Origin of the sequence: Neobacillus niacini, from assembly GCF_030817595.1 — a bacterium.
Lineage (GTDB): Bacteria > Bacillota > Bacilli > Bacillales > Cytobacillaceae > Neobacillus > Neobacillus niacini_G.
Map to the genome: position 1 here is coordinate 6,128,292 of NZ_JAUSZN010000001.1, position 26,356 is coordinate 6,154,647.

34 protein-coding genes are annotated in these 26,356 nt (G+C 37.6%); 31 read left to right on the forward strand and 3 right to left on the reverse strand.

The annotated features are described in order from the left end of the window. Window positions 1-87: 87 nt before the first annotated feature. Window positions 88-1,878: a sulfite exporter TauE/SafE family protein gene (locus QFZ31_RS29200; RefSeq protein ID WP_307309983.1), complete on the reverse strand. Its 1,791-nt coding sequence runs from the start codon at window positions 1,876-1,878 to the stop codon at window positions 88-90. Window positions 1,879-2,074: 196 nt separating this feature from the next. Here QFZ31_RS29200 and splB point away from each other — a divergent pair, with 196 nt between their 5' ends. Together splB and QFZ31_RS29210 are read left to right on the forward strand one after the other, a co-directional pair. After that, complete coding sequence (gene splB / locus QFZ31_RS29205) at window positions 2,075-3,100, forward strand: spore photoproduct lyase (RefSeq protein WP_307309986.1); 1,026 nt, start codon at window positions 2,075-2,077, stop codon at window positions 3,098-3,100. Window positions 3,101-3,184: 84 nt separating this feature from the next. Further along, window positions 3,185-4,069 (forward strand): patatin-like phospholipase family protein, encoded by an 885-nt coding sequence (locus tag QFZ31_RS29210; protein WP_307309989.1) that lies wholly within the window; start codon window positions 3,185-3,187, stop codon window positions 4,067-4,069. A 25-nt stretch (window positions 4,070-4,094) separates the two neighbouring features. On the opposite strand, the gene QFZ31_RS29215 is transcribed toward QFZ31_RS29210, so the two are convergent. Then, on the reverse strand, window positions 4,095-4,484 hold the full coding sequence (locus tag QFZ31_RS29215) for an SA1362 family protein (RefSeq protein WP_307309992.1): 390 nt from the start codon (window positions 4,482-4,484) through the stop codon (window positions 4,095-4,097). Window positions 4,485-5,052: 568 nt separating this feature from the next. On the opposite strand from QFZ31_RS29215, the gene QFZ31_RS29220 reads away from it, so the two are divergent. The 17 genes from QFZ31_RS29220 (at window position 5,053) to QFZ31_RS29300 (ending at window position 17,232) form a co-directional block, all read left to right on the forward strand. After that, window positions 5,053-5,550, forward strand: a complete 498-nt coding sequence (locus tag QFZ31_RS29220) for a YqhR family membrane protein (protein WP_307309994.1) — start codon at window positions 5,053-5,055, stop codon at window positions 5,548-5,550. A gap of 103 nt (window positions 5,551-5,653) precedes the next feature. Continuing rightward, entirely contained in the window at window positions 5,654-6,715 is a 1,062-nt protein-coding gene (locus tag QFZ31_RS29225) for a M24 family metallopeptidase (protein ID WP_307309997.1), read from the forward strand. A 20-nt stretch (window positions 6,716-6,735) separates the two neighbouring features. Beyond that, the gene (gene efp / locus QFZ31_RS29230) at window positions 6,736-7,293 is read left to right on the forward strand and encodes an elongation factor P (RefSeq protein ID WP_306073436.1); all 558 of its coding nucleotides are present in this window, start codon (window positions 6,736-6,738) and stop codon (window positions 7,291-7,293) included. 186 nt (window positions 7,294-7,479) lie between these two features. After that, window positions 7,480-7,929, forward strand: coding sequence for a PCYCGC motif-containing (lipo)protein (locus tag QFZ31_RS29235; RefSeq protein WP_307309999.1), 450 nt, complete (start codon window positions 7,480-7,482; stop codon window positions 7,927-7,929). Window positions 7,930-7,939: 10 nt separating this feature from the next. Next, the gene (locus QFZ31_RS29240) at window positions 7,940-8,623 is read left to right on the forward strand and encodes a cytochrome c (RefSeq protein WP_307310002.1); all 684 of its coding nucleotides are present in this window, start codon (window positions 7,940-7,942) and stop codon (window positions 8,621-8,623) included. 308 nt (window positions 8,624-8,931) lie between these two features. Beyond that, entirely contained in the window at window positions 8,932-9,987 is a 1,056-nt protein-coding gene (locus QFZ31_RS29245) for a hypothetical protein (protein ID WP_307310005.1), read from the forward strand. A gap of 13 nt (window positions 9,988-10,000) precedes the next feature. Continuing rightward, window positions 10,001-10,465 (forward strand): cytochrome c maturation protein CcmE, encoded by a 465-nt coding sequence (locus tag QFZ31_RS29250; RefSeq protein WP_307310007.1) that lies wholly within the window; start codon window positions 10,001-10,003, stop codon window positions 10,463-10,465. A 15-nt stretch (window positions 10,466-10,480) separates the two neighbouring features. Continuing rightward, window positions 10,481-11,212: a cytochrome c biogenesis protein CcsA gene (gene ccsA / locus QFZ31_RS29255; protein WP_307310009.1), complete on the forward strand. Its 732-nt coding sequence runs from the start codon at window positions 10,481-10,483 to the stop codon at window positions 11,210-11,212. Window positions 11,213-11,225: 13 nt separating this feature from the next. After that, the gene (locus QFZ31_RS29260) at window positions 11,226-12,464 is read left to right on the forward strand and encodes a heme lyase CcmF/NrfE family subunit (protein ID WP_307310012.1); all 1,239 of its coding nucleotides are present in this window, start codon (window positions 11,226-11,228) and stop codon (window positions 12,462-12,464) included. Between the two features lies 1 nt (window position 12,465). Next, window positions 12,466-12,969: a cytochrome c-type biogenesis protein gene (locus QFZ31_RS29265; RefSeq protein WP_307310014.1), complete on the forward strand. Its 504-nt coding sequence runs from the start codon at window positions 12,466-12,468 to the stop codon at window positions 12,967-12,969. Between the two features lie 9 nt (window positions 12,970-12,978). After that, entirely contained in the window at window positions 12,979-13,359 is a 381-nt protein-coding gene (locus QFZ31_RS29270; protein WP_307310016.1) for a hypothetical protein, read from the forward strand. Then, entirely contained in the window at window positions 13,356-14,351 is a 996-nt protein-coding gene (locus QFZ31_RS29275; RefSeq protein WP_307310019.1) for a hypothetical protein, read from the forward strand. The genes QFZ31_RS29270 and QFZ31_RS29275 overlap by 4 nt, the downstream gene beginning before the upstream one ends. A 24-nt stretch (window positions 14,352-14,375) precedes the next feature. Continuing rightward, entirely contained in the window at window positions 14,376-15,080 is a 705-nt protein-coding gene (locus QFZ31_RS29280; protein WP_307310021.1) for an ABC transporter ATP-binding protein, read from the forward strand. Then, window positions 15,080-15,583: a heme exporter protein CcmB gene (locus tag QFZ31_RS29285; protein ID WP_307310023.1), complete on the forward strand. Its 504-nt coding sequence runs from the start codon at window positions 15,080-15,082 to the stop codon at window positions 15,581-15,583. The genes QFZ31_RS29280 and QFZ31_RS29285 overlap by 1 nt, the downstream gene beginning before the upstream one ends. A 164-nt stretch (window positions 15,584-15,747) precedes the next feature. Continuing rightward, window positions 15,748-16,509 carry a cytochrome c biogenesis protein gene (locus QFZ31_RS29290; protein ID WP_307310025.1) on the forward strand — a complete coding sequence of 254 codons (762 nt, stop codon included), beginning with the start codon at window positions 15,748-15,750 and terminating at the stop codon, window positions 16,507-16,509. Between the two features lie 12 nt (window positions 16,510-16,521). Then, window positions 16,522-16,647, forward strand: a complete 126-nt coding sequence (locus QFZ31_RS29295; RefSeq protein WP_082799345.1) for a CcmD family protein — start codon at window positions 16,522-16,524, stop codon at window positions 16,645-16,647. A 75-nt stretch (window positions 16,648-16,722) separates the two neighbouring features. After that, complete coding sequence (locus QFZ31_RS29300; protein WP_306073448.1) at window positions 16,723-17,232, forward strand: TlpA family protein disulfide reductase; 510 nt, start codon at window positions 16,723-16,725, stop codon at window positions 17,230-17,232. A 45-nt stretch (window positions 17,233-17,277) separates the two neighbouring features. On the opposite strand, the gene QFZ31_RS29305 is transcribed toward QFZ31_RS29300, so the two are convergent. Continuing rightward, a complete protein-coding gene (locus QFZ31_RS29305; protein WP_307310030.1) occupies window positions 17,278-17,952 on the reverse strand; it encodes an SIMPL domain-containing protein in 675 nt (224 codons plus the stop codon). 193 nt (window positions 17,953-18,145) lie between these two features. Between QFZ31_RS29305 and spoIIIAA the strand changes: the two genes are divergently transcribed. The 12 genes from spoIIIAA (at window position 18,146) to nusB (ending at window position 26,324) form a co-directional block, all read left to right on the forward strand. Continuing rightward, window positions 18,146-19,069: a stage III sporulation protein AA gene (gene spoIIIAA / locus QFZ31_RS29310; protein WP_307310033.1), complete on the forward strand. Its 924-nt coding sequence runs from the start codon at window positions 18,146-18,148 to the stop codon at window positions 19,067-19,069. After that, window positions 19,070-19,585 carry a stage III sporulation protein SpoIIIAB gene (gene spoIIIAB / locus QFZ31_RS29315; RefSeq protein ID WP_179596696.1) on the forward strand — a complete coding sequence of 172 codons (516 nt, stop codon included), beginning with the start codon at window positions 19,070-19,072 and terminating at the stop codon, window positions 19,583-19,585. A gap of 11 nt (window positions 19,586-19,596) precedes the next feature. Then, window positions 19,597-19,800 (forward strand): stage III sporulation protein AC, encoded by a 204-nt coding sequence (gene spoIIIAC / locus QFZ31_RS29320; RefSeq protein WP_007084610.1) that lies wholly within the window; start codon window positions 19,597-19,599, stop codon window positions 19,798-19,800. 16 nt (window positions 19,801-19,816) lie between these two features. After that, window positions 19,817-20,206: a stage III sporulation protein AD gene (gene spoIIIAD / locus QFZ31_RS29325; protein WP_174524393.1), complete on the forward strand. Its 390-nt coding sequence runs from the start codon at window positions 19,817-19,819 to the stop codon at window positions 20,204-20,206. 27 nt (window positions 20,207-20,233) lie between these two features. Beyond that, the gene (spoIIIAE, locus tag QFZ31_RS29330) at window positions 20,234-21,433 is read left to right on the forward strand and encodes a stage III sporulation protein AE (RefSeq protein ID WP_179597111.1); all 1,200 of its coding nucleotides are present in this window, start codon (window positions 20,234-20,236) and stop codon (window positions 21,431-21,433) included. Window positions 21,434-21,444: 11 nt separating this feature from the next. Beyond that, window positions 21,445-22,065, forward strand: coding sequence for a stage III sporulation protein AF (gene spoIIIAF, locus QFZ31_RS29335; protein WP_307310038.1), 621 nt, complete (start codon window positions 21,445-21,447; stop codon window positions 22,063-22,065). Between the two features lies 1 nt (window position 22,066). Then, on the forward strand, window positions 22,067-22,717 hold the full coding sequence (spoIIIAG, locus tag QFZ31_RS29340; RefSeq protein ID WP_179596692.1) for a stage III sporulation protein AG: 651 nt from the start codon (window positions 22,067-22,069) through the stop codon (window positions 22,715-22,717). A gap of 17 nt (window positions 22,718-22,734) precedes the next feature. Next, a complete protein-coding gene (locus QFZ31_RS29345) occupies window positions 22,735-23,295 on the forward strand; it encodes a SpoIIIAH-like family protein (protein ID WP_307310043.1) in 561 nt (186 codons plus the stop codon). Between the two features lie 133 nt (window positions 23,296-23,428). Continuing rightward, a complete protein-coding gene (gene accB, locus QFZ31_RS29350; protein ID WP_307310046.1) occupies window positions 23,429-23,938 on the forward strand; it encodes an acetyl-CoA carboxylase biotin carboxyl carrier protein in 510 nt (169 codons plus the stop codon). Window positions 23,939-23,952: 14 nt separating this feature from the next. Then, the gene (gene accC / locus QFZ31_RS29355) at window positions 23,953-25,308 is read left to right on the forward strand and encodes an acetyl-CoA carboxylase biotin carboxylase subunit (RefSeq protein ID WP_307310049.1); all 1,356 of its coding nucleotides are present in this window, start codon (window positions 23,953-23,955) and stop codon (window positions 25,306-25,308) included. Between the two features lie 18 nt (window positions 25,309-25,326). Beyond that, a complete protein-coding gene (locus QFZ31_RS29360) occupies window positions 25,327-25,734 on the forward strand; it encodes an Asp23/Gls24 family envelope stress response protein (protein ID WP_307310051.1) in 408 nt (135 codons plus the stop codon). A gap of 200 nt (window positions 25,735-25,934) precedes the next feature. Further along, window positions 25,935-26,324, forward strand: a complete 390-nt coding sequence (nusB, locus tag QFZ31_RS29365; RefSeq protein WP_307310054.1) for a transcription antitermination factor NusB — start codon at window positions 25,935-25,937, stop codon at window positions 26,322-26,324. The last annotated feature ends 32 nt before the right edge of the window (window positions 26,325-26,356 follow it).

Genomic DNA, 26,356 nt, shown 5'->3' on the forward strand with positions numbered 1-26,356 from the left:
AAATGCATTAAGATTAAAAGGCTTTAAACCAGCTAGATAAATAAAGAGTCTTGGTAATTAATCGATTACTAAGACTCTTATTGTTGGTTATTGAATATATTTCGCTCTAACCTCTTCCAGGTCCACTGAATTTAGATCATCAACCACTTCAATAATTCCCAATAATTCTTTTTCATTTAGATAGATACCGTATGAACCACTATTACTAATAGTAAATTCAATATTATTGACTCCTTTTGTCCCAGTAAAATCGGTAACAATCTGCATTGTTGATGAATTTAGGATCATAAAGTACCCTTCTGCATTATCAAAGGAAGATAGGTCTAAGGCCATTTTTGTACTGATACCTTTATTAACCACCATAATAAGCGGCTCAAACTCATATACAGTTCCTTTTATAGTAATTGTCTGCTCGTTAGCAGCCATTTCGGCTTTTTTAACTAATCGATCAGTCGCTACCTTACTAAAATCCTCGCCGTAGATACTAGACTGAGCAGGTTCCGCTGGAGGGGCAGTAACAGCAGAATCAACACCGTCTCCATCACTGCTTAAAGCCGTGATAGCTTCTAGCTCATCTACAACTTTAATTACTCCACGCTTCATTCCCATCGAGCAGCTAAAATTAAGATCTTCACTACCTGGTGTGAATTCAATTAGATTATTTCCACTTTGCAGTTTCTGTTCAATATCCATACCCGGCACTACAATCGTATTATTACAGCCAGTAATTTCTTCACCATTAATAACCCATTTAAGCGGCATTCCCTTTTGGACATAAAGAGTTTTTGGGGTATAACCATAAACATTGGCAGTCATATTCAAGACTTGAACCCCATCTTTAATTGTTGCTTTTATCTCATCGGATGAGGAAGATGAGGCATTTGCATCACCGAAGGCTCCCACGCCGGACATTATAGCCATTGGACTAATATTCATGCCTGCCAGTGCAAGCCCTCTGTTACTCATAATAAGACCGAGCATAATAATTAACACACCGCTAAACTTTAGTATTTTTTTTGTGTATCCTTTGGTCAACAACCCTGATAATGCGCCAAATGTCAGCATTAAAGGAACAGTTCCGATCGAAAACATAAACATCGATAAGGCACCAGCCGCTGCACTCCCTGTTCCTAAAGCAAATATTTGCATAGTTTGCAGAGGGCCACATGGCATTAATCCATTCAAAAGACCAACAAAAAATGGTGCTCTAGGTGTACTCATTGCTTTACAAGCCACATTTGGTATTTTAATTTGGAACTTTCTAAAGGCCTTAAAACCAGCCATATTTAAGCCCATCATAATCATGAAAACACCTGCAATTAACTGCAACCCTGCTTTTGCAGTTAGTGAAAGAGCGAAAACAGAACCAATAGCGCCTATAACCCCGCCTAGTACCGTATATGCGACCACTCTTCCTGCGTTATATAAAAGTGCGGGTTTTATTGCTTCAAACTTGTTCTTGCTTTCTTTTCCAATACTTTGCGAAAGCATGATTCCGCCGCACATACCTACACAATGGATAGAAGTAATCACTCCAACTACAAATAATTCAGCATATGAGGCATTATTAAGGTGTGATTCCATATCGTAATTCCCAGTATTGATTCCTAGTAATACAAAGGCTGCAACTGCAATCATAATTCCAATAAACTTAAAGTCTTTAGGGCTTTCAGTGCTATAACCTACACTTCGAATTGCACTTTTTATTTTTTTTAAATCGCATAAATGATCATCATATTCAATTTCGGCAAATTGACCGCTAAAACTAGCTTTTACTTCGAGGACCCCATCTAATTTTTTTACTGTTCTTTCAACCCGCTTCTCGCAGGATGTACAGGTCATTTCATACACCTTTATGCTTTCTATTTTTATGCTCATAAAGTTCCCTACCTTTACTTGTTAATAAAACCCACTAATTAATAGGTAAAGTATAGAGAATTTTTGTGTTGATGATATGAATAAAGAGAGTACTAAAGTGAACAATTTGTAGACAAAATATAAACAAATTATGAACCATGTTAATATTTAAAAATTGCTCATACTATAAAAAACAGATTGAAAAGAGGAAAATAACTTGGAACCTTTTATGCCTCAATTAGTATACTTTGAACCTAGAGCATTGGAATACCCTCTTGGAAGAGAACTAAAAGAGAAGTTTGAAAAATTGAATCTTGAAATTCGTGAGACTACTTCACATAACCAGATACGCGATTTGCCGGGTGATAATGAAAATCAAAAATACCGAAATGCAAAATCAACCCTTGTAGTCGGAATCAGAAAGACCTTAAAATTTGATACCTCAAAGCCTTCTGCAGAATATGCGATCCCTTTGGCTACTGGCTGTATGGGGCACTGCCATTATTGCTACCTGCAAACGACACTCGGCAGCAAACCTTATATCCGAACCTATGTAAATCTAGAGGATATCTTTGAACAAGCACAGAAATACATGGATGAGCGTAAGCCAGAAGTCACACGGTTTGAAGCTGCTTGTACCTCGGACATCGTGGGATTAGATCATTTAACACATTCACTGAAGAAGACTATCGAATTTATTGGACAATCCGAGTTTGGCTTGCTGAGGTTTGTAACAAAATTTCATCATGTCGATCATCTGCTGGACGCCAATCACAATGGGAGGACAAGATTCCGTTTTAGTGTTAATTCTCGTTATGTTATCAAGAATTTTGAGCCAGGTACTTCTTCTTTTGAAGATCGCCTGTCAGCTGCAAGAAAGGTCGCAAAGGCTAAATATCCTTTAGGATTTATTGTTGCACCCATTTATTTACATAAGGATTGGAAGGAAGGCTATCGTGAGCTTTTTGAACGTTTAAGTAATGAGCTGGAAGGTTTAGATATACCGGATTTGACATTTGAACTTATTCAACACCGTTTTACTAAGCCAGCAAAGAACGTGATAGCTAAAAGGTATCCTAAAACCAAGCTAGAAATGGATGAGGAAAAGCGCAAATATAAATGGGGCCGCTATGGAATCGGCAAATATGTCTATCCAACAGAAGAGGCGAACGAATTAGAAACGACCATTCGTAGTTACATTAACGAATATTTTCCAAAAGCAATTGTTGAATATTTCACTTGAGAAATTTTTTGCTTGTACACCGTACTATTTTGATGACAAACCGCTTAAAGTGTAACAATGAGTACACCTTTAGGAGTGGCTGCCATGAAAATAGACGGTGTTTTTTCTGGAGGAGGCATTAAAGGTTTTGCCCTAATTGGGGCAATTCAAGAAATTGAAAAGAAAGGATTTCAATTCGAGCGTGTTGCTGGAACGAGTGCTGGATCGATTGTCGCGGCCTTAATTGCAGCAGGATATGGAAGTCATGAGATTGAACAAGTTCTTGATGACCTGGATTTAACAAAGTTCCTCGATGCTAGAAAAATGATTATTCCTTTTCCGCTGGCTAAATGGCTTTTTGTTTATTGGAAGTTGGGTTTATATAAAGGGAATGAGCTTGAAAAGTGGATTGAAGAAAAGTTAGCAGCAAAAGGTGTAAGAACATTCTCGGATTTGCCGCCGCAGAACTTAAGAATAATCGCTTCCGACCTCTCCAATGGCAGGCTGATGGTCCTTCCGGATGATTTAGTTAGATATGGTATTCCTCCTGAATCATTTTCGATCGCAAAAGCAGTACGAATGAGCTGCAGTATCCCATATTTTTTTGAGCCAGTTAAATTAAAATCGATGGATGGAGTAAATGTGATCGTTGATGGAGGAGTATTAAGCAATTTCCCAATGTGGCTTTTTGACCGCGAAAATATTCAAAAGGTAAGGCCAGTAATCGGAATTAAATTAAGCGCAGATGAATATGAGCACGAAAAACATCAAATCAAAAATGCCATTCAGTTGTTTGGTGCTCTGTTTGAAACGATGAAGGATGCACATGATTCACGTTATGTATCTAGAAAACATGCCAAAAACATCATTTTTGTTCCTTCAGAGGGTGCATTATCAATCGAGTTCCATCTGACAGATGAAAAGAAACAAGAATTGTTTGAATTAGGCAGAGAAGCTGCCAAAAGGTTCTTCAAGTCTTGGTGTTATTAAGGAAGCAAATAAAAAAGTCGAGCGTTTATAATGACGCTCGATTTTTCTTTTTGCCCTTTTTGCCATCGATAACTGTTAAGTGAACAGGGGACTTCTTTTTTGTCTTGCTTTTCTTTAAAGAAGTTAGTGAACCAAAGGATGTACTTTTTGTAGACTGTTCTCCACCTTTAGTCTGCAATCGTTTTTTGGACTTCTTAGCTGCCTTTATAAAGGCTTGCTGCTCTTTATTCCTAGGATTTGTTCTACGAATTAATCTAAAAACAAAATAAATGGCTAAACCGACCAATGCGAACACTACGATATTCTTAAGAAAACCGATAGGATCACCTGCAAAAGCCCCGATAATGCCAATTATTCCTAAAACAATAACACTACCAACCAAAGGAACGGAAATCCGATTTTTCAAGAAAGCCACCTCCCTAAGAGCATCATAAGCATTTTCTTAATTTTTTAAACACACAAATAATAATGTTTTAGACATTTCTTCCATTTTTACAATTATTTATCACTCTCCGTTAGTTCTTTAGGATTAAGACCGGAGATATATAGAAGATTCTGAACTTAATTTGAAAAATTTTATTGTACTTAATTTTATTCTACTTCAATCATGAAAAAACCTCTAGGAAGACATAATATTTCCAATTAAAAAGTTTTTCTATGCAAGTGGTTGGCAATTAAAGGGCATAATATGGTGGAATTCTGCTGGGTTAAGATTTTCAGTGAAGGCTGTGTTAAACAGGGCTGTTGATTTACGCACCGCTAAGGAAAGCTTCTTGGAATAATCACCGCAGGGAGAGGTGGTCTTTGCCTGTCCCGAGGCGCTGCGCTTTCCGCGGGCTTGCCCGTGAGCCTCCTCGGTCGTCCCGACCTGCGGGGTCTCACTCAGCTCGTTCATCCCGCAGGAGTCGAGCGCCTTCCGCTCCATCAATAGTATTTATTAACACACAGCCAATGTAAAAAACATTTTGAGGGGGTAGATTATTATGGCTAATGGACCAAAAAAATCAAATTATCCGAAACCTATGTCTTTTGCCGTATTAGTATTCTGGACGGGATTATTTGGAGGTCTATTTTGGGGGACCATCGGTTTTTTAGCATACTACTTTAATTTCACTGAAATTCGTCCGAATGTAATATTAGGTCCTTGGGCGTTGGGCAACTGGAAAAACGAAATGCTGGGGACTGTTATTTCAATTATTTTACTTGGTATCCTTTCTGTTGGTGCAGCTTTTGTTTATGCCCTGGCACTAAAAAAATTTAATGGAATTTGGTTAGGCTTGGGATATGGGATTATACTCTTCTTACTGGTGTACTTAGTATTAAATCCAATTTTTCCAGGGATAAAGCCATTTTTAGACTTAAATCGTAATACAGTTATTACCACTATTTGTTTATATCTGGTATATGGATTGTTTATTGGCTATTCGATTAACTATGAGTATGAAATCAATCATATGGAAGAAAATGAGACTGCCTCTTAACGCTTTATTAGTCTTTATAGACTTAGATGTGATAAAATAATTTTTGATATGGCTTCAATAGGGATTAAAATTATTACGGGATTACTTACGGGAGAGTGGGACGATGGAAAAGATAGAGAAATTAAGATCAAGTTTTTCTTCACATGGAATTGATGGTTTTTTAATTACAAGTCAATTTAACCGTCGCTATATGACAAACTTTACTGGTTCGGCTGGGGTAGTACTCATAAGTGCATCTAAGGCGCAATTTATTACCGATTTTCGTTATGTGGAACAAGCTTCAAGCCAATGTGAAGGTTATGAAGTTGTCAAAATGACAGGGACGCTTGTGGAAGAAGTAGCGAAGCAGGCAAAAAACCTTGGTATTAAAAAGCTTGGTTTTGAAGAAGATCATTTAACATTTTCCACTTATAGAGCTTATGAAAAAGAACTCGAAGCAGAACTTGTTCCTATTTCAGGTGTTATAGAAAAATTACGCTTGATTAAGACAGGAGCAGAGATTAAGATATTAAAGGTGGCAGCAGATATCGCCGATGCTGCGTTTAAGCATATATTGGATTTTATTCAACCAGGAAAGACGGAGCTTGAAGTATCCAATGAATTAGAGTTCTTTATGAGAAAGGCAGGAGCAACTTCTTCTTCTTTCGATATCATTGTTGCCTCTGGGTACCGCTCTGCTCTCCCCCATGGAGTTGCAAGCGATAAGGTGATTGAAAAAGGAGATTTTGTAACCTTAGACTTTGGTGCTTATTATGACGGCTATGTATCAGATATCACTAGAACAGTGGCAGTAGGTGAACCTGAGGCAAAGCTTAAGGAAATATATGACATCGTTCTAGAAGCCCAATTGAGGGGAATGGCAGGTATTAAACCCGGAATGACAGGAAAAGAAGCAGATGCACTAACAAGAGATTACATAACGGAAAAAGGTTATGGAGATTATTTTGGGCATTCTACCGGTCACGGAATTGGACTTGAGGTCCATGAAGGTCCGGCTCTTTCTTTCCGTTCGGATCTTGTTCTTGAACCAGGCATGATTGTAACGGTCGAGCCAGGTATCTACTTGCCAGGACTTGGCGGGGTTCGGATTGAAGATGATACTCTCATTACAAAGGACCATAACGAAGCTTTTACTCATTCTACGAAAGAACTCATTATTTTGTAATAGACATAGGAGGATAAAACATGATTTCTGTTAATGATTTTAAAACAGGTCTAACAATTGAAGTGGATGGCGGGCTTTGGCGCGTTCTTGATTTCCAACACGTAAAACCAGGTAAAGGCGCTGCATTTGTTCGTTCAAAGCTTCGTAACCTTCGTAATGGAGCAATCCAAGAGAAAACATTCCGTGCTGGTGAAAAAGTTGAAAAAGCGCAAATTGATAACCGTAAAATGCAGTATCTATATGCCAGCGGAGATCAGCATGTATTTATGGATATGGAATCTTATGAACAAGTAGAACTTCCTGCTAGCAATATTGAATATGAATTAAAGTTTTTAAAAGAAAATATGGAAGTTCATATTATGATGTTCGGTCATGAAACACTCGGTGTAGAATTGCCAAACACAGTTGTACTAGAAGTTACTGATACGGAGCCAGGGATAAAGGGCGATACATCTTCAGGTGGAACAAAATCTGCAACGCTTGAAACAGGACTTACTGTTCAAGTTCCTTTCTTCGTCAATCAAGGTGATAAATTAATCATTAACACGACAGAAGCTTCCTATGTTTCTCGTGCATAATTAGCTCAAAAAACTAAGGCCGATATATTCAGGTCTTAGTTTTTTTTATTTTTACTGAAAAAGATTATTACTTTCTCTATTGTGAAAACTTCACTAAATAGTAATATTTACTTTCAATTCAGGTTAATAGTTTTTGCTAAAATAAAAATAGAATTACATTCTATAAACAAAGGGGTGACACAGAAAATGAAAAAATTTCTATCTCTATTGTTCCTTATTGCTGCAATAGCCCTATTTTTGGTAGCGTGCGGCAGTTCTAAAGATATAAATGTGACTTTAGATAAGAAGCATGAGCCATTTCCAGATTATGTTTTGAACTCTTCAGACTTAGTTCAGGAAACTTATGCTATGGTATCAAACTATCCGGAGGTTGTAGCAGGTGTTCCATGCTATTGCGGATGTTTTGCTTCAGATGGACACAAGAGCAATTTAGATTGTTTTATTGATCAATTTGGAGAAGATAATGCAGTGACCGGTTGGGATTCAATGGGCATAGCCTGAGACGTTTGTATCGATATCGCCCGGGAGGCGGTAGAAATGAATCTAGACGGTAAAAGCCCTAGTAAAATTTATGACTTAATCACTAAAAAATATCAAGATTATGGGGAACCAACACCAACGCCGGAACCAAAGTAAAGGATAACCAATGAAAAAAATATTATATAGCCTTTACGGTGTCATTATAATTGGGATAATTATCTGTATCATAAATAGTGGTATTTTTAACAGTGAAAATTCAAATGCAATTGCGGCAGGTGAAAAAGTTTATCAAAAGCAATGTCTGATTTGTCATGGAGAAAATGGCAAAGGTGAAGGTAAAAATGCTGGCACAGCTATCAATAATCAACGGTATTTAAATGCTGTAAGTAACAAAGACATTTATAATAGTGTTAAATTTGGCAGAGAAGGTACAGCTATGCCGAGCTATGGTCCAAGACTCTCAGAGGATGAATTAAACAATGTTGTTGCTTTTATAAGGAATTGGCAAACACAAGAGATAGAGTTTGATGTGCCTAAAACAATTACTGGAGATTCTTTGAACGGTGAGAAACTATATAATATATCGTGCATTAACTGTCATGGAGAAGCGGGTAGCGGCAAACCTAAAATGGGGACATCTCTTTCTAATCCACAATACCTGAAATACACCACTGACAAGCAAATTTGGATTGGTACTGCCTATGGGCGTGAGGATACCAGAATGGGACCATCTTTAAAGGGACTTGATGGGGTTCGTCAGCTAAAGAAACAGGAAATCTCAGATATTGTTAGTTACATTCGTTCGATAAAAGTAAAACAAAAATCACATAATGATTACCTTGAACCTTGATTCCGATTATTGGGAATCAAGGTTTTTTTATATGAAAAATATTAACAAAACTTTCATTTTCAAACGAACTAGGTATATAGGATAAGGTTTATAGTACTAGTTAGGAAATGAAAAATAGGGAGCTAATTATCAGAGATAGGTAAATGTGAACATTCTGTGGGTAATTATTGACAAAATCGTAACGTTTTCTCTCCTTTTACAAAATGTTCAAATGTGAATCAACTATACATAGATGATTAATATTATATTTATTTCAAAGAGGGCTATAGTGAAAAATAGCGTTTTATAGGAGCTCAAGGAGGATTAACATGCTTAAAAAAAAGTTGTTGGCTTTATTTGTAATTACATCATTTTTCTCTAGTTTTATTATTCATAACGGATATGCTGAAACAACCTTTCAGCCAGAAAAGTTTCCCTATACTGAAATGCAAATTCAAGTTATGCCAGAGTTCGATTACCCAGAAGGCTGGGCAAAAGATACTCCGTCTTTACTTGTTGGGCAGTATGGAACTTTTACAAACAAGAGTGGACAGGATTTTAATGGAAAAGTTGAAATAGCTGTTCCCGCTAGTGAAAAAGGCTTCCAAGCATATCTAGTTGCAGAGTTTCCTGAAGATGATCAGCCAGAAGTGCAACGGCCATTTGATATTGATACTCAAAAGGGAATCATTTCATGGAAACCTTCAAAAGCAATTAAGAATAATGAGACCTATAGATTTGTAGTGGAGTACTATACCAGCGCAGTAGAAGTAAAGGATAAAAGAAGCTTTACATATGAATATAGCAACCCTACAGAGATTGGGACACTGGACGTAATTTTTTATGCCCCAATGGAGGCTAGTGAGATCACACTAGAGCCGAAGGCGCCCAATAATACACAAAGTGAATATGGTGAAGAGCTATTTTACTATCAATACAAAGATGTAAAAGCGGGTGAAAGCTATAAATATACTTTCTCCTATCAAAAAGATGATTTTAAATCGACTCTAGACGCTATCAATGAGAAACAACCGCCTAATGATGAAAACCACGCTAGTGTTAATGGTACTGCAACAGATCAAATTTCTGGTGGATCTGATGCATCTGCTGGCGACCGTCCTCTAATTGGAATGGGCGGTGCTATTGTAATAGGAATCGCTATTATCATTGCTGGTGTGTTTGTTTACTTAGGATTAAAGGGAAAATCACAGTCTACATCTAAAGCTTCAAGTTCTAAAGCAGCAAACCATCATCCAAAAAAGCAACTAGTAAAAAAAGAGATTAAAACGATTAGTAATGACGATAAAAAGGAATTACGGAAGAAACTTCTAAATGGAAAAATTGATCAAGAAACATATGATGAGGAAATGAAAAAATTAATTTAATGGGGTGAATGGGATGAAAAAGAATACGATTGTTATGCTTGGTGGATTTATTATCGCCGGTGCTATTGTTTTCTTACTTATGGCTGCAACACCAGGATCAAGTGGGATTGAGTTAACCATGAATCAGCTTTTGGAGAATCAAGAAAAGCATAAAAATGATTTTGTAACAGTAGAAGGACTACTAATCGAAGAATCTATTAAATGGAACCCAGATAAAATTGAGTTGAAGTTTGATTTAAAAGATAACGAGGGTAACTTAATGCATGTTATTCATAATGGAACCAGACCAGATAACTTCTCTGAAGGTGTTATTGTTATCCTTCAAGGAGCACCTACTAAAAAAAATACATTTGTTGCTGAGACCGTTAAAACGAGATGTCCTTCCAAATATGAGGGTGAAGATATTGAAAACTATGACCCTGAAGCACATAAAAAATTATTAGATCAGCCACCATCAGAAACCGATCAGGCAAAATAATAAGAAGGTGACAATATGTACTTATTTGCTAACGCAACAATATACGTAGGTTTAGCACTTGCAATCTATTCACTCCTCATAATTACATTGGGGATTAGCACGAAGAATCAAAAATTAATAAACAGTGGTAAGGGTGGAGTAATAGCTATTTTAGTTTGTGCATCAATGGCTATGCTATCACTCTTCTACTTACTAGCAACCTCTCAATTTCAATATGAATATGTTAGTGATTATACGAGTAGTGAACTGCCAATTATTTACAAGCTCACAGCACTTTGGGCAGGGAATTCTGGATCTTTGTTGCTATGGACTTTCTTCTTAGTTCTTTATACCGTAATGATTGCCTTCTCAAGAAAAATGAAAGGAAATCCAATGGTTCCGTATATTTCCGCCATTCTTTTAGGAAATATCGTTTTCTTCTTTTTAGTTCTTGGTTTTGTTGCTAAACCTTTCGTCCTCTTGGATCAAGTTCCAATTGAAGGTCATGGTTTAAATCCAATGCTGCAAAATCCAGGTATGATTATTCATCCTGTTACACTTTACCTAGGTTACGTAGGACTTGCTATTCCATTTGCGTTTGCAATGGCAGCACTAATCTTGAAAAACGTCGATGATTTTTGGATTAAGATGACTAGACGCTGGACAATAATAGCTTGGTTGTTTTTGAGCCTTGGAAATATATTTGGCGGGCAGTGGGCTTACACTGAACTTGGTTGGGGTGGTTACTGGGGCGTGGGATCCAGTTGAGAATGCGTCCTTTATGCCTTGGTTAACAGCAACTGCATTCTTACATTCAGTCATGATTCAAGAACGGAAGAACATGTTGAAAATTTGGAACATAGGCTTAATCATCACCTCTTATGCCTTAACATTATTTGGTACATTTTTGGTCCGAAGTGGTGTTCTAACATCCGTTCACGCATTTGCAAATTCAAATCTAGGGCTATACTTTTTAATTTTCATGGGGATAGCGGTTATAGGTGCACTTTATGTGTTAATGAGCCGTTACAATTTGCTCAAACGAAGTGCTGGAGAGTTCAATTCCTATATATCAAAAGAAAGCAGCTTTTTAATTAATAACCTTTTGTTGGTAGGAGCGGCATTTGGTGTTTTCTGGGGAACAGTTTTCCCATTAGTATCTGAAGCAGTAAGGGGTACGAAAGTTACAGTAGGTATGCCATTCTTTAACGCCGTTCAAGCTCCCATCCTACTTTCTATGATGTTTGTCATGGCTGTTTGTCCATTGCTGGCCTGGCAGAAGTCATCATTAAAAAATTTAAAGAAGAACTTTTTAATACCAGCAATCCTTGCGATAGTGGCAACGGCGTTAATGATTGTACTAGGTATTCAAAAGGCATGGGCAGTTATCGGCTTTGGTGTTATTGTTCTATTATTTATCACTCACTTCCTAGAGTTTTACCGTGGTGTCAAAGCTCGTAGAAAAATGACAAAAGAAAAAGTTTATCTCTCAATTTACCGATTAATGACAAAAAACCGTCGTCGTTATGGTGGTTATATCGTCCATATCGGAATTGCGTTTATCGCGATGGGAATTATCGGTTCACAAAACTATGATGTTCAAACGATGAAAACTGTCAATTTAGGGGATTCCATTGAAGTGAAAGATTATCGTATTAATTACGAGCGTTTGGACCAAAAAAGAGAAGGCATTAATGATATCGTTTATGCGGAAATGACCGTTTTTAGAAATGGAAAACGAATCGGAAATATTCAGCCTGAAAAAGTGTTTTATGGAAACTGGGATCAACCTTCATCAGAAGTTGGGTTAATCTCATCATTAAAAGAAGACTTATACGTTGTTCTGAGTGATTGGGAAGATGATGGAAAAGCAACCTTTATTGTAAAGATAAACCCAATGATGACTTGGCTTTGGATTGGTTCATTCATGATTGTTATTGGATCACTTTTTGCAGTTTGGAATGGGAAATATCAAAATATTACTCCGAGGTATACAGGAGTACGTAAAGAGGTGTCTTAATATGAAAAGTAAAATTTATATTGGACTCCTTCTGATCGCTTTTATTTTTCAAGCTTCTGTCTTCCAAGTACAAGCAAAAGAGTTTGACTACAAATCTAAGGAATTTGAAGCAGCAGCATCCCAATTTATGTGCACTTGCGGATGTGGGCAGGACCATTTTGAATGTGACCCTAAAACTTGTAATCTAACAGTTGGCTTTAAAGAAGACATCGTTGAGATGATGAACAAGGGGTGGGATAAGGATAAAATTCGTGAATACTACGTCAATATTTACGGTGAAGAAATATTAACCGCACCGGAAAAAAGCGGGTTTAGTTTAGTGGCTTGGGTACTGCCTTTTGCTGCATTAGGAATTGCAGGAGTGGCGATATTCTTCATCATTCGTAAATGGGTGAAGAAAAAAGGTACGGATGAACTAACCCCAGATAACGAAAACCAAACAGATGAAGTGGAAGAGGAAATCCTATCATCTATGATTGAAGAACAACGCAAAAAGTACCTTTAGGATGTGAACATGATGCAAGAAATCTCGATCGTTTCCATGATATTTACAGCAGCTCTTGTGCTCATTTGTTTATTTCTTGTTCTAGCACCCTTCTTTTCTTTGGATTCATATTTAAGTTTTACAAACAAAGGTCAAGATTCCGCGACAAATAAAGAAGTACTATTATCCACTCTTAACGAACTAGAGTTTGAATACAAAATGGATAAAATCTCCCACGCGGATTACAAAAACCTAAAGAAACAATATGAAGCACAAGTTGTCAGCATTATGAAGGATGAAGAAGAGCAAATGACATCTCAGACAGTCGACAAAGATTTAATGGCTGAAATAGAAAGAGAAATTGAGGCTTCAATGAAGAGTTATCAAAATAAAAAGGGGGAAGGAAAGTGATTAAAAAAATCACCGTTTTCCTCCTCGGGCTGCTGCTGCTCATTCCAATCAATGGAATGGCGGCTGCAGAATCAGCGATATCTGTTGATATGCATTATCTCGTCGTTAGCCCTGCAGAAGATGGTTCTACCAATATGATGAATATGGTGAACTATACCAATCCAACAGCAGAGGAGTATAAAGGTGACGGCACGGGTGAAGCGGTTCTGAATGTCACTATCCCGACAGGAGCAATAGGATTTACCTTTTTAGATAATAAAATGGCTCAAAAACAGGTTGAAACAGGTTTTATTACAACCGATCCTATCCCAGCCAACCAGACAGTAGTTTTGCCCTACAGCTATAGAATCGCAAAGGGTGAGGAAATTAGCCTAAGCTTTGATTATCCCGTTCAAATGATGCAAATTCTTGTCCCTGAAGGAATGGGAAGTATTGAATTTAAGAACATTACCGCAACAAATCAAGGGCTATTCAAGATGGATGATCAAAATTATCAGGGATACAGCGTTGAAGGTATTCAAGCAAAACAAGTCTTTACGATGATTTATGACCAAGATAAACAGCCAGCCGCAAGTGATGCTCAAGGTTCAACAGAACAAAGTGAAAGTAAATCAAGTGGAAATGTAACAAAAACAGAACCTGCTTTCCATAATCCTGGTCACCTTCGCATGTGGTCACAATCACCACTGCGCAGCTGGGATCCACATGTTTTCTTAATTGTCATGGGTGCGATTATTATTGCTGCAATTTCCTACTTTTCCTATTTTAGAATGAGGGCAAGGGCGGAAGAAAAGAGGCTTGGAGCTGATAAGGAAGAATCAGCATTTAAAAACCTAATGGCAAAGCAAAAAGCGATTATGGATAAAATCCTTGAATTAGAAGAAAACTTCGGTGATGGAAATATGTCAGAAGAGGATTATCAAGCTAAACTTGCTGCATATAAACAGCATTTAGTACAAGTAAAAATGAATTTACGCCATTTTGTAGAGTAGCAGTCGGAATGCGAGGGATACTTGATGATTGAAATAAAAAAACTTACAAAGCAAGCCGACAATAAATTAATCCTAAGAGGTATTGACCTATCAATTACTCAAGGCGAAACAGTTGCTATACTTGGTCCAAATGGTGCAGGAAAAAGCACCCTGCTTAAAGTGTTGGCAACATTAATCAAGCCTACATCTGGCCTTGTGAAGATTAACGGATTGGATTTAAAAAAGGATCATATTGAAGTGAAAAAAATGTTCGGTTATTTACCGCATTCCAGCTTGTTATACGATCACTACACGCCATTAGAAAACCTAGTTTTCTTTGGAAACTTATATGGTGTCAAGGATGTTGAGAATAGAGCTAGAAAACTTGTGAATGAGGTAGGTTTGTCATTCTTTATCAATGAACCTGTAAAGAATTTTTCACGGGGAATGATTCAAAGGATTGCGATTGCTAGAGCCATTATTCATGAACCGAAAATCATGCTGCTCGACGAACCACATACCGGTTTAGACCAAGGCGCCATTACCATTTTAAACAATGTTGTCCTTTCTATGAAAGAGAAAGGGTGTACCACATTAATGGTAACACATGATTTCAAACAAGCTGCAGAAATATGTGACCGGATTATTATAGTGAAAAACGGTAAGATTGCTGATGATTTTAAAATAAATAGTCAATCACTTAGTTTAGTTTCTGAAAAATATCAGGTTTTAGTAGAGGGGGTTTCCTGATGTTAAGAGCAGCCCTCACTATAGCAAAAAAAGATATCTATTCAGAATTAAGAACAAAACAAGTTTTGGGGACCATGATTATTTTTGCTGGGTTAGTCATCCTCGTACTAAGCTTTGCTTTTGACCCAGCAAACAATACGACAAAAGCAGTTATTCCCGGTGCTGTCTGGATTATCATAGTCTTTTCAGGAATATTGGGTCTAAATCGCTCGTTGGTATCAGAGCAGCGAAATGAAACGATGCATGGTTTACTGGTTGCACCTATGGATGCTTCTAGCATTTATTTAGGTAAATTCATGGCAAACTTCTCTATGATATTGATAGTAGAAATTGTGTCCATTCCTTTTCTCTTTCTCTTATTTGATTTTAAAATCACCGGCAGTATTCTCTATTTCATATTAGTTTTGTTTGTCGGTAGTTTTGGATTCATTGCGATTGGAACTTTTCTACTTCCAATTCCAAGAGTAGTGAAATGCTATTACCGCTTTTGCTTTTCCCAATGACAAGTCCTGTCTTGATTGGTGTTACGCAAGCTACAAAAATTATACTAACGAATATGGAGAAATTATCGACTGCTCTATCCTGGATGCAATTGGTCGCAGCCTATGATGTCATTTTCTTTGTTCTTTGTTTTTTACTAATTGAGTATGTTCTGGAGGTTTAAGAGATGAGTATGAATCTTGAAAGAGAAAAGGCACCTCTGCCCATAGTAGATTTGGCCTCAGTGAAAAGTTCTATGCTTACCAAAATATTATATGGTGGTATGGTAGTTTCAATGTTAGCGGCATTCTACTTTATTTTCATGTATGCTGAGGTTGAAAAGACAATGGGTGCTGTACAAAAGATATTCTATATGCATGTTCCATCAGCATGGGTAGCATTTTTAGCATTCTTCGTCACCTTTGTCTTTAGTATTTTATTCTTAATAAAACGTAAAAGAATTTATGACACATATGCCTATGTATCAGCAGAAATAGGGGTTGTATTTACTGCCATCGTACTAACAACCGGTCCAATTTGGGCGAAATCTTCATGGAATACATGGTGGGCATGGGAACCACGCTTAACTACAACATTAATTCTTTTCTTCCTTTTTATGGCTTATCTTATGGTTCGCCAGATGGATGGAGTTTGGGATAAAAAAGCAAGACTTGCAGCGGTATTTGGGATTATCGGGTTTGCAGATGTTCCCATTGTATTCTTCGCGATTCGCTGGTGGCAATCAAAATTCCATCCGATCGTTTTTGGGGATGGTCCTTCACAAGAAGGCGGTGGAATTGCACCTAGTATGCTTGTTGCATTGTTGGTTACGATTGCCGCATTCACTTACCTATATGCATACATCCTTCATAAGGGAGTATCATTTGAAAATATGAAAATTAAAGTAGGTCACTACAAAGAAAAATTACGAGAAAAATTGGAAAACTAGGAGGAATTAATCATGGGGTTCATGTATGCTGCATATTCAGTAGTTTGGGTAATTATTTTTGGTTATATGCTATTGATCGGAAAACGACATAACAGTCTTAAAAAGGATATCGAGTTTTTAAAACAATTAGATAGGTAGAAAAATGAAAAAGGCCTGTTTAAACAGAACAGGCCTTTTCTATAAAACTACTTATTGCTGTCAGGAGGTAGTAAAATGAGCAGACGAGTCATTAACTTACTCGTGTTGTTTCTTTTAATTGGAATGTTTGGCTTTTTTGGATATAGTTTAGCTAGCAAAGGTGACAATACCGATGTCGGGGATCAAGCCTATAATTTCGAACTGCCAAATTTAGATGGGACAAATACGAAGCTTTCTGATTACAAAGGTGAAATCGTTATTCTGAATTATTTTGCTTCATGGTGTAAACCATGTGTGGATGAAGCTCCAGAGCTTGAGGCATTTGCAAAGGAATACGGTGACCAATACCGATTAATCATGATTAACAAGGGTGAAACAAAGGACCGAGTTAAAAAGTTTCTAGAAAAATATAATACACCTGCTGTTTATGTATTTGACTATAATTCTAAAATAGCCAAAAAATATAATGTGACGGGACAGCCGGAAACATTTGTCATTGACCGAAATGGAGTCATAAGGGAGCATTATAATGGTCCTGTTACATCGTCACAATTATATGAAATGGTAAAGAAGTATGACCAATAACGGTAAAAAGGATTGAATCACTATTCGAGTGATTCAATCCTTTTTTTATCCACCAATTGGATGATAGTTATAATCTGCTGCAACACTTGCTTTAATAATCAGCTGACCTGGTTGAATCTGAGTTGAGCTAACTCCTTTAGAGAACGCTATTTGTTGGAACTCTAAGGGCTGAATCATTTCGCCGCCTTCTGTAACAAGAATTGGAGTGGGATTGAGTGTCACTCGTAAGGTATTGGCGATGGTTTTCGCTTTATTGCCGGCATTGACTAAAGCGACGGTGAGTGCTTGTTGGTAATAAGATTCTTTGGACCTCGTTGTAAACTGAACATTCGCCACATAGTTAGCTCCGTTCTCGACAGCGGTATCTACCACCTTTCCAATATTGTTTAAATCTTCTATCTTCACCTTCAAAATATGGGTGATTTTATAACCCCGGAAAATTTGTGTTCCTTGATCATAGTCATATTCGGGTTCAATCCGGTAATCAAAGGTTTGTATCCGATCTCTTTCAATCCCCAATCTCATAAGAGAATCAATTACTTTCTTTGCAGTCATTGAATTCTGTTGTTGTACCCCAATTAATTCTTTACCCTCCGTAACTACACCCAGATTAACCGAAGCTGTGTCTGGCTGAACTGCGATTTCTCCTTCTCCCCTTACTTTAATCAAGTAGTTCCTTTGGCTCAGGATATTACTCTGTCCAGGGTTCTGACTATACATGTTTTTCCCACCCTTATTAATATTTCTTATATATAAAATACGTTTATCTAAATGGAGTATTCCTAGTTCTAGTAACTCTCATATAAAAATAGAATATAAGAGTATTTTAAAAGAATAGATTTTCAAAGTCATAATGCTTATCAAAGGGCATACATTTTAAATAATGAGACAAGCAACACAAGGAGGATGAAATGTGGAAACGATCCTAAAATTCTTACCCAAAAACATTGGCGATTTAATCAGTAAAATCCCTCCTAATCAAAAAGCAGAATTGGAAGAAATCAGAATTCGCATCGGACGCCCTATAGAAATTACGATGAAGGGAGCTCCTAGATTCCTATCGTATATTATTCAGCAAGAAGATGCTTTCCATTTAATGAATAAAATCAGCCAATTCTCCATCTATACGCTTGAGGAAGAGCTTAAGCGAGGGTATATAACAGTTTCAGGAGGTCATCGAATTGGACTTGCAGGAAAGGTGATCCTTGAAGAGGGAAAGGTAAAAGCGATAAGGGATATTGCTTCTTTTAACATCCGGATTGCCAAGGAGAAGTTAGGTATAGCAGAGAAGATTATGCCCTTTATATTTAAGGATTCCTGGATGCATACAATGATTGTTGGTCCTCCCCAAACAGGAAAAACAACGCTTTTACGGGATATCGCCAGAATTATCTCAACCGGAAACCAAGAAAAAGGTATGTACGCATATAAGGTAGGGATTGTGGATGAACGTTCCGAAATTGCTGGATGTGTAAATGGAATTCCTCAAATGTCATTCGGTCATCGTCTAGATGTGTTAGATGCCTGCCCGAAAGCAGAAGGAATGATGATGATGATTCGTTCCATGAGTCCAGAGGTATTAGTAGTGGATGAAATAGGTCGTATAGAGGATTCAGAGGCTATTCAAGAAGCTGTCCACGCGGGAATAAAATTAATTATGACTACACATGGGTCCAGCTTGGAGGAAGTAAGAAATAGACCGTCATTAAGATCCATTTTCGATCAAAACATATTTCAACGATTTATTGTACTAAGCAGGTCTAAGGGCCCGGGAACTGTTACACATATTTTGGATGGAAGTGGAAAAGAACTGAGTCAAAAAGTGAGAGTGATGTAAATGGTTAAGTTAATTGGCGCCATTTTTATTATACTCGCCACCACTTGGACAGGCTTTGAAGCCGCCAAACATTTAAGCGAGCGACCGAGACAGCTTAGGCAGTTAAAATCTGCACTACAATCACTTGAAGCAGAAATTATGTATGGTCATACACCCTTGCATGAGGCTGCAAGGAGATTGGCTGCACAACTATCTAAGCCATTGTCATCCTTCTTTGAAAACTTTGCAAAGAAATTGACTGACACTGAAACAACAGTAAAAGAAGCCTGGGAAGACAGCTTGAAGGAGGTTTGGAAACAAACAGCTTTTAAACAAGGTGAATTTGAAATCATGAAACAATTCGGGGAGACCCTCGGCAGGCATGATCGTATTTCCCAGCAAAAACATATTATGCTAACTCTTTCCCATCTTGAAAGAGAAGAAGCGGATGCCATTGAAAGCCAAGCAAAATACGAAAAAATGGTAAAGAGTTTAGGGTTCTTTTCAGGATTATTGTTGATTATTTTATTAATTTAGGAGGAAAAGCAATGGGCCTAGAAGTGGATATTATTTTTAAAATAGCAGGAGTGGGCATAGTGGTTGCGTTTTTGCATACCGTTCTTGATCAGGTTGGGAAAAAGGAATATGCCCAGTGGGTAACACTATTTGGCTTTATTTATATTTTGTTTCAAGTTGCCTCAATTGTTGATGATCTCTTCCAGAAAATAAAATCTGTCTTTTTGTTTCAATAGAAAGGAGGGCTTTGCCATTGAAATTATTAAAATAGTTGGCGTGGCTCTTGTCGCAACCTTCCTAGCATTAATAATAAAAGAGCAAAAACCTAATTTCGCTTTCCTCTTAATTGTATTTGTTGGCTGCAGCATTTTTCTATTTCTAGTCGATAAAATTTATGAAATTATTCATATGCTTGAAAAACTTGCTGTGAATGCAAATGTAAATCTGATTTACGTTGAGACCATTCTAAAAATCATTGGAATCGCCTATATTGCTGAGTTTGCATCTCAAATTACTAAGGACGCTGGCCAGGGGGCAGTGGCTTCTAAAATAGAACTTGCTGGAAAGGTGTTAATTCTTGCCATGGCAATACCAATATTAACTGTCATGATTGAAACAATAATCAAGCTGATTCCAAGCTAGTGTTTTGAAAACAAGAGGTGAAAAATGATGAAGCAAAGGCTGCAGTTTATTCCCATTATGATTCTATTATTTTTATTTTTTACTTCAACAAGTGTACAAGCTAACGAAGAAGCAAATGTTGAGAGCACACCTCTATCGCCACAGGAATTAGTGGATGCCCAGCTTGAAACAATGGATTTAACAGAACTTAAACAATATTGGGAGGATATACAAAATAAATATGGCGGTTTCCTCCCTGAAAGCCAGAAAGGCAGTCTGTATGATTTTGTCAAGGGAGACAAGCAATTCTCCTTCAAGGAATGGACCCATGGAATCATTAAATTTTTGTTTCATGAATTCGTCGTAAATGGAAAACTGCTTGGTTCATTAATCCTTCTTACGATATTCAGTATGTTTCTTCAATCGATGCAAAATGCATTTGAGAGCAGTACGATCAGTAAAGTGGCGTATTCCATTGTCTATATGGTCCTAGTCATTATTGCCCTTAATAGTTTTCATATCGTCATAGAATACACCAATGAGGCAATAGGCAGCATGATTTCATTCGTGCTGGCACTGATCCCGCTTTTATTAGCCTTAATTGCTTCGTCTGGAGGAATAATCTCAGCCGCTTTCTTTCACCCGGTTATTTTGTTTTTAATGAATATCAGCGGAATGTTCATGCAATTTGTTATTCTCCCGCTTCTCTTTTTGGCTACGCTTTTAAGTATTGTCAGTACGATGTCCGACCAGTATAAGGTGACACAGCTGGCCCAGCTTTTAAGAAACTGGAGCATTGGCTTAATGGGGCTTTTCTTGACCGTTTTTCTGGGAGTCATTTCGGTCCAGGGTGCTTCTACCGCCATAACAGATGGTGTGGCCATTCGTACAGCGAAATTCGTTACAGGTAACTTTATCCCTGTCATTGGCAGAATTTTCACTGACGCAGCAGATACAGTAGTCAGTGCTTCCGGATTATTGAAGAATTCAGTTGGAATTGCAGGGGTAGCCATTCTCCTCATTATCGTTGCTTTCCCTGCTTTTAAAATTCTGATGATTGCGTTTATCTATAAATTTGCAGCAGCGATATTACAGCCCTTAGGCGGGGGTCCGGTTATAAAATGCTTAGATATAATCAGTAAAAGTGTTATCTATGTTTTTGCTGCACTGGGTATTGTCTCTCTCATGTTCTTTTTAAGTATTACAGTAATTGTCGCAGCCGGGAATTTAACAATGATGATGAGATAGGGGAGAACGTTATGGAGTTTTTAATAGAATGGGTTACGAATATCATCCTATTTATTCTTTTAGCAACCGTTATTGACATGCTGCTGCCTAATACGGGGTTACAAAAATATACGAAAATGGTTACAGGACTCCTGCTTATTGCGATCATCCTTACACCAATTTTTAAGCTAATCTCTAAGGACTTTGAAACAGTGATGGCTCAAATTCCAACTTTTCAGGATTCTGGAGAAAAAAATATGGAAAATTTAATAGAAATGCAGAAAAAAGAAATACAAGCCTCCAATCATGCATATATTTTAGAAACAATGGCTGTCCAGCTTGAAAAGGGAGTAGAGGAGGAGTTGATGGAACAATTTGGTTTAGAAATTGCAAAAATAGAGCTGACAACCAAGAATGATAGTCAAGAATCATTCCCTGACAATCTAGAAATGGTTACAGTGCACCTAAAGCAGCCGGAAACATCCGTCACGACAGTTGAAGCCATACAACCAGTTAGTATTACTACAGATACACCTCTTCCATCTAAGGATCCAACAGAAGAATCCGAAAAAATCGCCGCATTTCTTTCGAAACAATGGAATGTAACCGAAAAAACAATTGATGTCTCGGTTGAAGGGGGGATGAATAAGTAGAATGGAAAATAATAAAGGACCATTTTCATGGTTGAAAAACATATTTGCTAAGGGTGAGACTTCCGATAAAAAGTCCGGGAAATATCAATATATGATTCTAGTGCTATGCATTGGTGCTGCATTCATGATTGTCGGAAATGTAGTTTTCTCCGATAAATCAGCTCCACTTGATAGTAAGGCCGTAACCAGCACCCAAGCAGAAGCAACAGATGTTGAGGCATTTAGCCTTAAGAAGGACTCAAATAATAAAAGTATTGCTGGATATGAGGAAGAGTACGAGAAGCAGCTTAAGAAGGCACTAGAAGAAATGCTGGGTGTCGACGATGTAACGGTTGTAGTGAACATTGATTCAACTGACAAGAAGGTGCTTGAAAAAAATACCGTAACAAAATCTCAAACAACGGAAGAAAAAGACAACGAGGGTGGGGAACGAAAGGTACAGGATACCTCCACGGACGAGCAATTAGTCATCATTCGTGAAGGAGAGAAAGAGGTACCCATTGTAGTTGAATATCAAAAACCAGCTATTCGTGGAGTGTTAGTGGTAGCGAAAGGTGCAGAAAATATTCAAGTTAAAAAATGGATTATCGAGGCAGTAACAAGGTCGCTTGATGTACCAAGTCATCGCGTTGCCGTTATGCCTAAAAAATAAAAGGAGGAATTTTAAAAATGCTATTGAAAAAACAAACAGTTTGGTTATTAACAATGTTAAGTTTGGTGGTTGTATTATCCGTTTATTACATCACTTCACCTGAACAAAAAAGTAATGAACTTGCTGCAGTAAAACAAGAAGAGAAAGCAGATCAAAAGGAAAAAGAAACGAAAACTGATTCTGAAGCCAAAGAAGGCGACACTGTTATTTCACAAGTTGCAGGTGATGAAGAATTTGAAGCGCTTCGGTTAAAGCTTCAAGATGATCGCAGCGAATTAAAGGAACAATTAAACGCTGTAGTTGCCACGACTGATCTACCCGCTGCTGAAAGAAGCGAAGCAGTGGACCAAATGAAAAAATTAAATGAAATTGCCCAAAAGGAAGAAATGCTAGAAACGTTAATTAAAGCAATGGATTATGAAGACGCTCTTGTCAGAGCTGATGGTTCCACAGTTAAAATTATTGTGAAGTCTAAGAAAGAGTCTTCTAAATCAGAAGCAAATGCGATTATTCAAATGGTTAAGAAAGAAATTGGCGAAACTAACTTTGTTGCAGTTGAATTCCAGCCAACTAAATAAAATATCCTAAAGGAAGGAGAGCACAGGCTTTCCTTTTTTTATTGTTCGTTAACAAGATTATTGAACTTTAATAAGGTATTAGCGTATAGTATTAGTAGTTAGTCTTAATTTTGTAGTACAAGGAGTGTTCAGATTGTTAAAAGTACAAGAAATTCGGGAATTAATTAAATTAGTTGACCAATCTAGTATTGATGAATTTGTATATGAGAACGAAGGTTCAAAAATTAAAATGAAAAAACATACTGGAACATCAACTGTGACAACGGTACAGGTACCACAAGCAGCTACGCAGGCAGTTCCTGTCGTACAGCCAGCAGCACCAGCCGCAGTTTCAAGTACAACACCAGTACAAGAATTAAAGCAGGAAGAAGCAGTAACTGCAAAGCAGGCTGATAAATCGAATTTACACAAAATTACTTCGCCAATGGTTGGAACTTTTTATGCCTCACCAACCCCAGAGGCAGACGTTTATGTTAAAGCTGGTTCTGTTGTTTCGAAGGATTCTATCGTATGTATTGTAGAAGCGATGAAATTATTTAATGAGATAGAGGCAGAAGTAAATGGTGAAATAGTTGAAGTTCTTGTGAAGAATGGCCAATTAGTAGAATACGGACAGCCTTTATTTTTAGTGAAGCCGGAATAAGGAGCGAAAACTGGATGATAAAGAAACTGTTAATTGCAAACCGCGGAGAAATAGCGGTAAGAATTATTCGTGCTTGTCGAGAAATGGGAATTGAATCAGTTGCCGTTTTCTCCGAGGCAGACCGTGAAGCCCTGCATGTACAACTTGCAGATGAAGCCTATTGTATAGGACCGACATTATCAAAAGACAGCTACTTAAATGTTACAAATCTGATTAGCGTAGCAAAGCTGACTGCATGCGATGCGATACATCCTGGATATGGATTTCTAGCAGAAAATGCCGATTTCGCAGAGCTTTGCCGTGAATGTAATATCACCTTCGTAGGACCAAGTCCTGAAGCGATTACTAAAATGGGCACAAAGGATATTGCCAGAGAAACGATGAAAGATGCTGGGGTACCCATTGTACCTGGATCCACTGGAATCATTAATGATATTGATGAGGCGCTTGAGCTTGTTGCAAGGATACAATATCCTGTAATTATTAAAGCAACTGCTGGCGGGGGCGGTAAAGGAATCCGTGTAGCAAAAAATGAGCAGGAACTAGTTAAGGGAATTAATATTACCCAGCAGGAGGCTCTCACTGCTTTTGGTAATCCAGGAGTATACATAGAAAAGTATATTGAGGATTTCCGTCATGTTGAAATACAAGTACTTGCAGATTCCTATGGAAACACGATCCACCTAGGAGAAAGAGACTGTTCGATTCAACGTAGACTTCAAAAGCTTTTAGAAGAAACACCTTCACCAGCCTTAGATGGAGAAATTCGTGCTGAAATGGGAAATGCAGCAGTAAAAGCCGCAAAAGCAGTTGATTATTCCGGTGCAGGAACGGTAGAATTTATATATGACTACCGCAATCGTAAATTTTATTTTATGGAAATGAACACAAGAATACAGGTGGAGCACCCAGTTACTGAAATGGTCACAGGTATTGATTTAATTAAGGAGCAAATCCGAGTAGCTTCTGGAGAAAAATTAACAATTAATCAGCAGGATGTTACGTTTACCGGCTGGGCGATTGAGTGCCGAATCAATGCAGAGAACCCGGAAAAGAACTTCATGCCTTCAGCGGGGAAAATTAATATGTATTTGCCTCCTGGCGGCTTTGGTGTTCGAATTGATTCAGCGGCATACCCGGGTTATACCATTCCACCTTATTATGATTCCATGATTGCAAAAGTCATCACATATGGTAATAGCAGGGAAGAAGCAATTGCACGAATGAAACGTGCGCTAAGCGAATTTGTGATCGAGGGTATTCATACAACCATTCCGTTCCATTTAAAATTACTTGAGCATGAAGATTTCGTAGAAGGACAATTCAATACAAAGTTTCTTGAGTTACACGATGTGATGAAGTCTAGCTAAAATCTGGAGGTGTACTTTATGAGCGAGAATAATGTACTGGAAATGAGTCAAGGAAACAGCGGGCATGGTAAAGTAGAAATTGCACCTGAAGTCATTGAAGTCATTGCGGGTATAGCTGCTTCCGAGGTCGAAGGAGTAGCGCAAATGCGTGGGAATTTTGCTACTGGTGTAGTAGAACGGTTAGGCAAGAAAAACCACGGTAAAGGTGTTAAAGTGGAACTATCAGAAGAAGGAATTACTGTAGATGTATACTGCTTAATGAAATTTGGTGTATCCATTCCTACAGTAGCAGGAAAAATACAAGATAACATTCGCCAAGCCTTGTTAAACATGACTGCATTAGAGGCAGAGGCAGTAAACATACACGTTGTCGGTATCTCCTTCGAAACCCAAAAACCCGAACCAGAAGTTGAAGAAGAAATTTAATTCATTGACCAAAGGAGATATCCTTTGGTTTTTTCTTTTTTACGGTTATTAGTATACTGGTTCTAGGTAAAAATAAGTTCTTACAGTGCGAATCAGTTTTAGTTATGCTATTATCTTTTTATGTACAAAACAACATCATGCAATGGTTGGATTAAATTCGACAAAAATTAATTACTATCTCTAAAGGAGTTAAATGTATAATGAAGAGAAGAACAGCAAGGGAAAAGGCGTTACAAGCTCTTTTTCAAATCGATGTAAGTAACACAGACCCATCTTCTGCAATTGAACATGTTTTAGAAGGTGAAGCGGGAGATGACTACTTAACAAAGCTAGTATTGGGAGTAGTCGAACAAAAGAATGAAATTGATCCACTTATTAAAGAAAATCTTGAAAAATGGACGATGGATCGTTTAGCAACTGTTGATAGGAATTTATTAAGGATTGCTATATATGAGTTACTATATTTCCGCAATGAAATTCCTGAAAATGTTATTTTAGATGAAGCGATAGAAATAGCAAAGATTTATGGGGATGAACAATCAAGCCGTTTTATTAATGGAGTCCTGTCGAAAGTAAAAGAAAAACTATAATTAACACTTCTTAATCTGAATAAGGGGAGATA

Bases quoted from the DNA above. Each gene is read 5' to 3' on its own strand.
- QFZ31_RS29200 (WP_307309983.1), bottom strand. From the start codon at position 1,878: ATGAGCATAAAAATAGAAAGCATAAAGGTGTATGAAATGACCTGTACA.
- QFZ31_RS29210 (WP_307309989.1), top strand. From the start codon at position 3,185: ATGAAAATAGACGGTGTTTTTTCTGGAGGAGGCATTAAAGGTTTTGCC.
- QFZ31_RS29220 (WP_307309994.1), top strand. From the start codon at position 5,053: ATGGCTAATGGACCAAAAAAATCAAATTATCCGAAACCTATGTCTTTT.
- QFZ31_RS29225 (WP_307309997.1), top strand. From the start codon at position 5,654: ATGGAAAAGATAGAGAAATTAAGATCAAGTTTTTCTTCACATGGAATT.
- efp (WP_306073436.1), top strand. From the start codon at position 6,736: ATGATTTCTGTTAATGATTTTAAAACAGGTCTAACAATTGAAGTGGAT.
- QFZ31_RS29240 (WP_307310002.1), top strand. From the start codon at position 7,940: ATGAAAAAAATATTATATAGCCTTTACGGTGTCATTATAATTGGGATA.
- QFZ31_RS29245 (WP_307310005.1), top strand. From the start codon at position 8,932: ATGCTTAAAAAAAAGTTGTTGGCTTTATTTGTAATTACATCATTTTTC.
- QFZ31_RS29250 (WP_307310007.1), top strand. From the start codon at position 10,001: ATGAAAAAGAATACGATTGTTATGCTTGGTGGATTTATTATCGCCGGT.
- ccsA (WP_307310009.1), top strand. From the start codon at position 10,481: ATGTACTTATTTGCTAACGCAACAATATACGTAGGTTTAGCACTTGCA.
- QFZ31_RS29260 (WP_307310012.1), top strand. From the start codon at position 11,226: ATGCCTTGGTTAACAGCAACTGCATTCTTACATTCAGTCATGATTCAA.
- QFZ31_RS29265 (WP_307310014.1), top strand. From the start codon at position 12,466: ATGAAAAGTAAAATTTATATTGGACTCCTTCTGATCGCTTTTATTTTT.
- QFZ31_RS29270 (WP_307310016.1), top strand. From the start codon at position 12,979: ATGATGCAAGAAATCTCGATCGTTTCCATGATATTTACAGCAGCTCTT.
- QFZ31_RS29280 (WP_307310021.1), top strand. From the start codon at position 14,376: ATGATTGAAATAAAAAAACTTACAAAGCAAGCCGACAATAAATTAATC.
- QFZ31_RS29285 (WP_307310023.1), top strand. From the start codon at position 15,080: ATGTTAAGAGCAGCCCTCACTATAGCAAAAAAAGATATCTATTCAGAA.
- QFZ31_RS29290 (WP_307310025.1), top strand. From the start codon at position 15,748: ATGAGTATGAATCTTGAAAGAGAAAAGGCACCTCTGCCCATAGTAGAT.
- QFZ31_RS29295 (WP_082799345.1), top strand. From the start codon at position 16,522: ATGGGGTTCATGTATGCTGCATATTCAGTAGTTTGGGTAATTATTTTT.
- QFZ31_RS29300 (WP_306073448.1), top strand. From the start codon at position 16,723: ATGAGCAGACGAGTCATTAACTTACTCGTGTTGTTTCTTTTAATTGGA.
- QFZ31_RS29305 (WP_307310030.1), bottom strand. From the start codon at position 17,952: ATGTATAGTCAGAACCCTGGACAGAGTAATATCCTGAGCCAAAGGAAC.
- spoIIIAB (WP_179596696.1), top strand. From the start codon at position 19,070: ATGGTTAAGTTAATTGGCGCCATTTTTATTATACTCGCCACCACTTGG.
- spoIIIAC (WP_007084610.1), top strand. From the start codon at position 19,597: ATGGGCCTAGAAGTGGATATTATTTTTAAAATAGCAGGAGTGGGCATA.
- spoIIIAE (WP_179597111.1), top strand. From the start codon at position 20,234: ATGAAGCAAAGGCTGCAGTTTATTCCCATTATGATTCTATTATTTTTA.
- spoIIIAF (WP_307310038.1), top strand. From the start codon at position 21,445: ATGGAGTTTTTAATAGAATGGGTTACGAATATCATCCTATTTATTCTT.
- spoIIIAG (WP_179596692.1), top strand. From the start codon at position 22,067: ATGGAAAATAATAAAGGACCATTTTCATGGTTGAAAAACATATTTGCT.
- QFZ31_RS29345 (WP_307310043.1), top strand. From the start codon at position 22,735: ATGCTATTGAAAAAACAAACAGTTTGGTTATTAACAATGTTAAGTTTG.
- accC (WP_307310049.1), top strand. From the start codon at position 23,953: ATGATAAAGAAACTGTTAATTGCAAACCGCGGAGAAATAGCGGTAAGA.
- QFZ31_RS29360 (WP_307310051.1), top strand. From the start codon at position 25,327: ATGAGCGAGAATAATGTACTGGAAATGAGTCAAGGAAACAGCGGGCAT.
- nusB (WP_307310054.1), top strand. From the start codon at position 25,935: ATGAAGAGAAGAACAGCAAGGGAAAAGGCGTTACAAGCTCTTTTTCAA.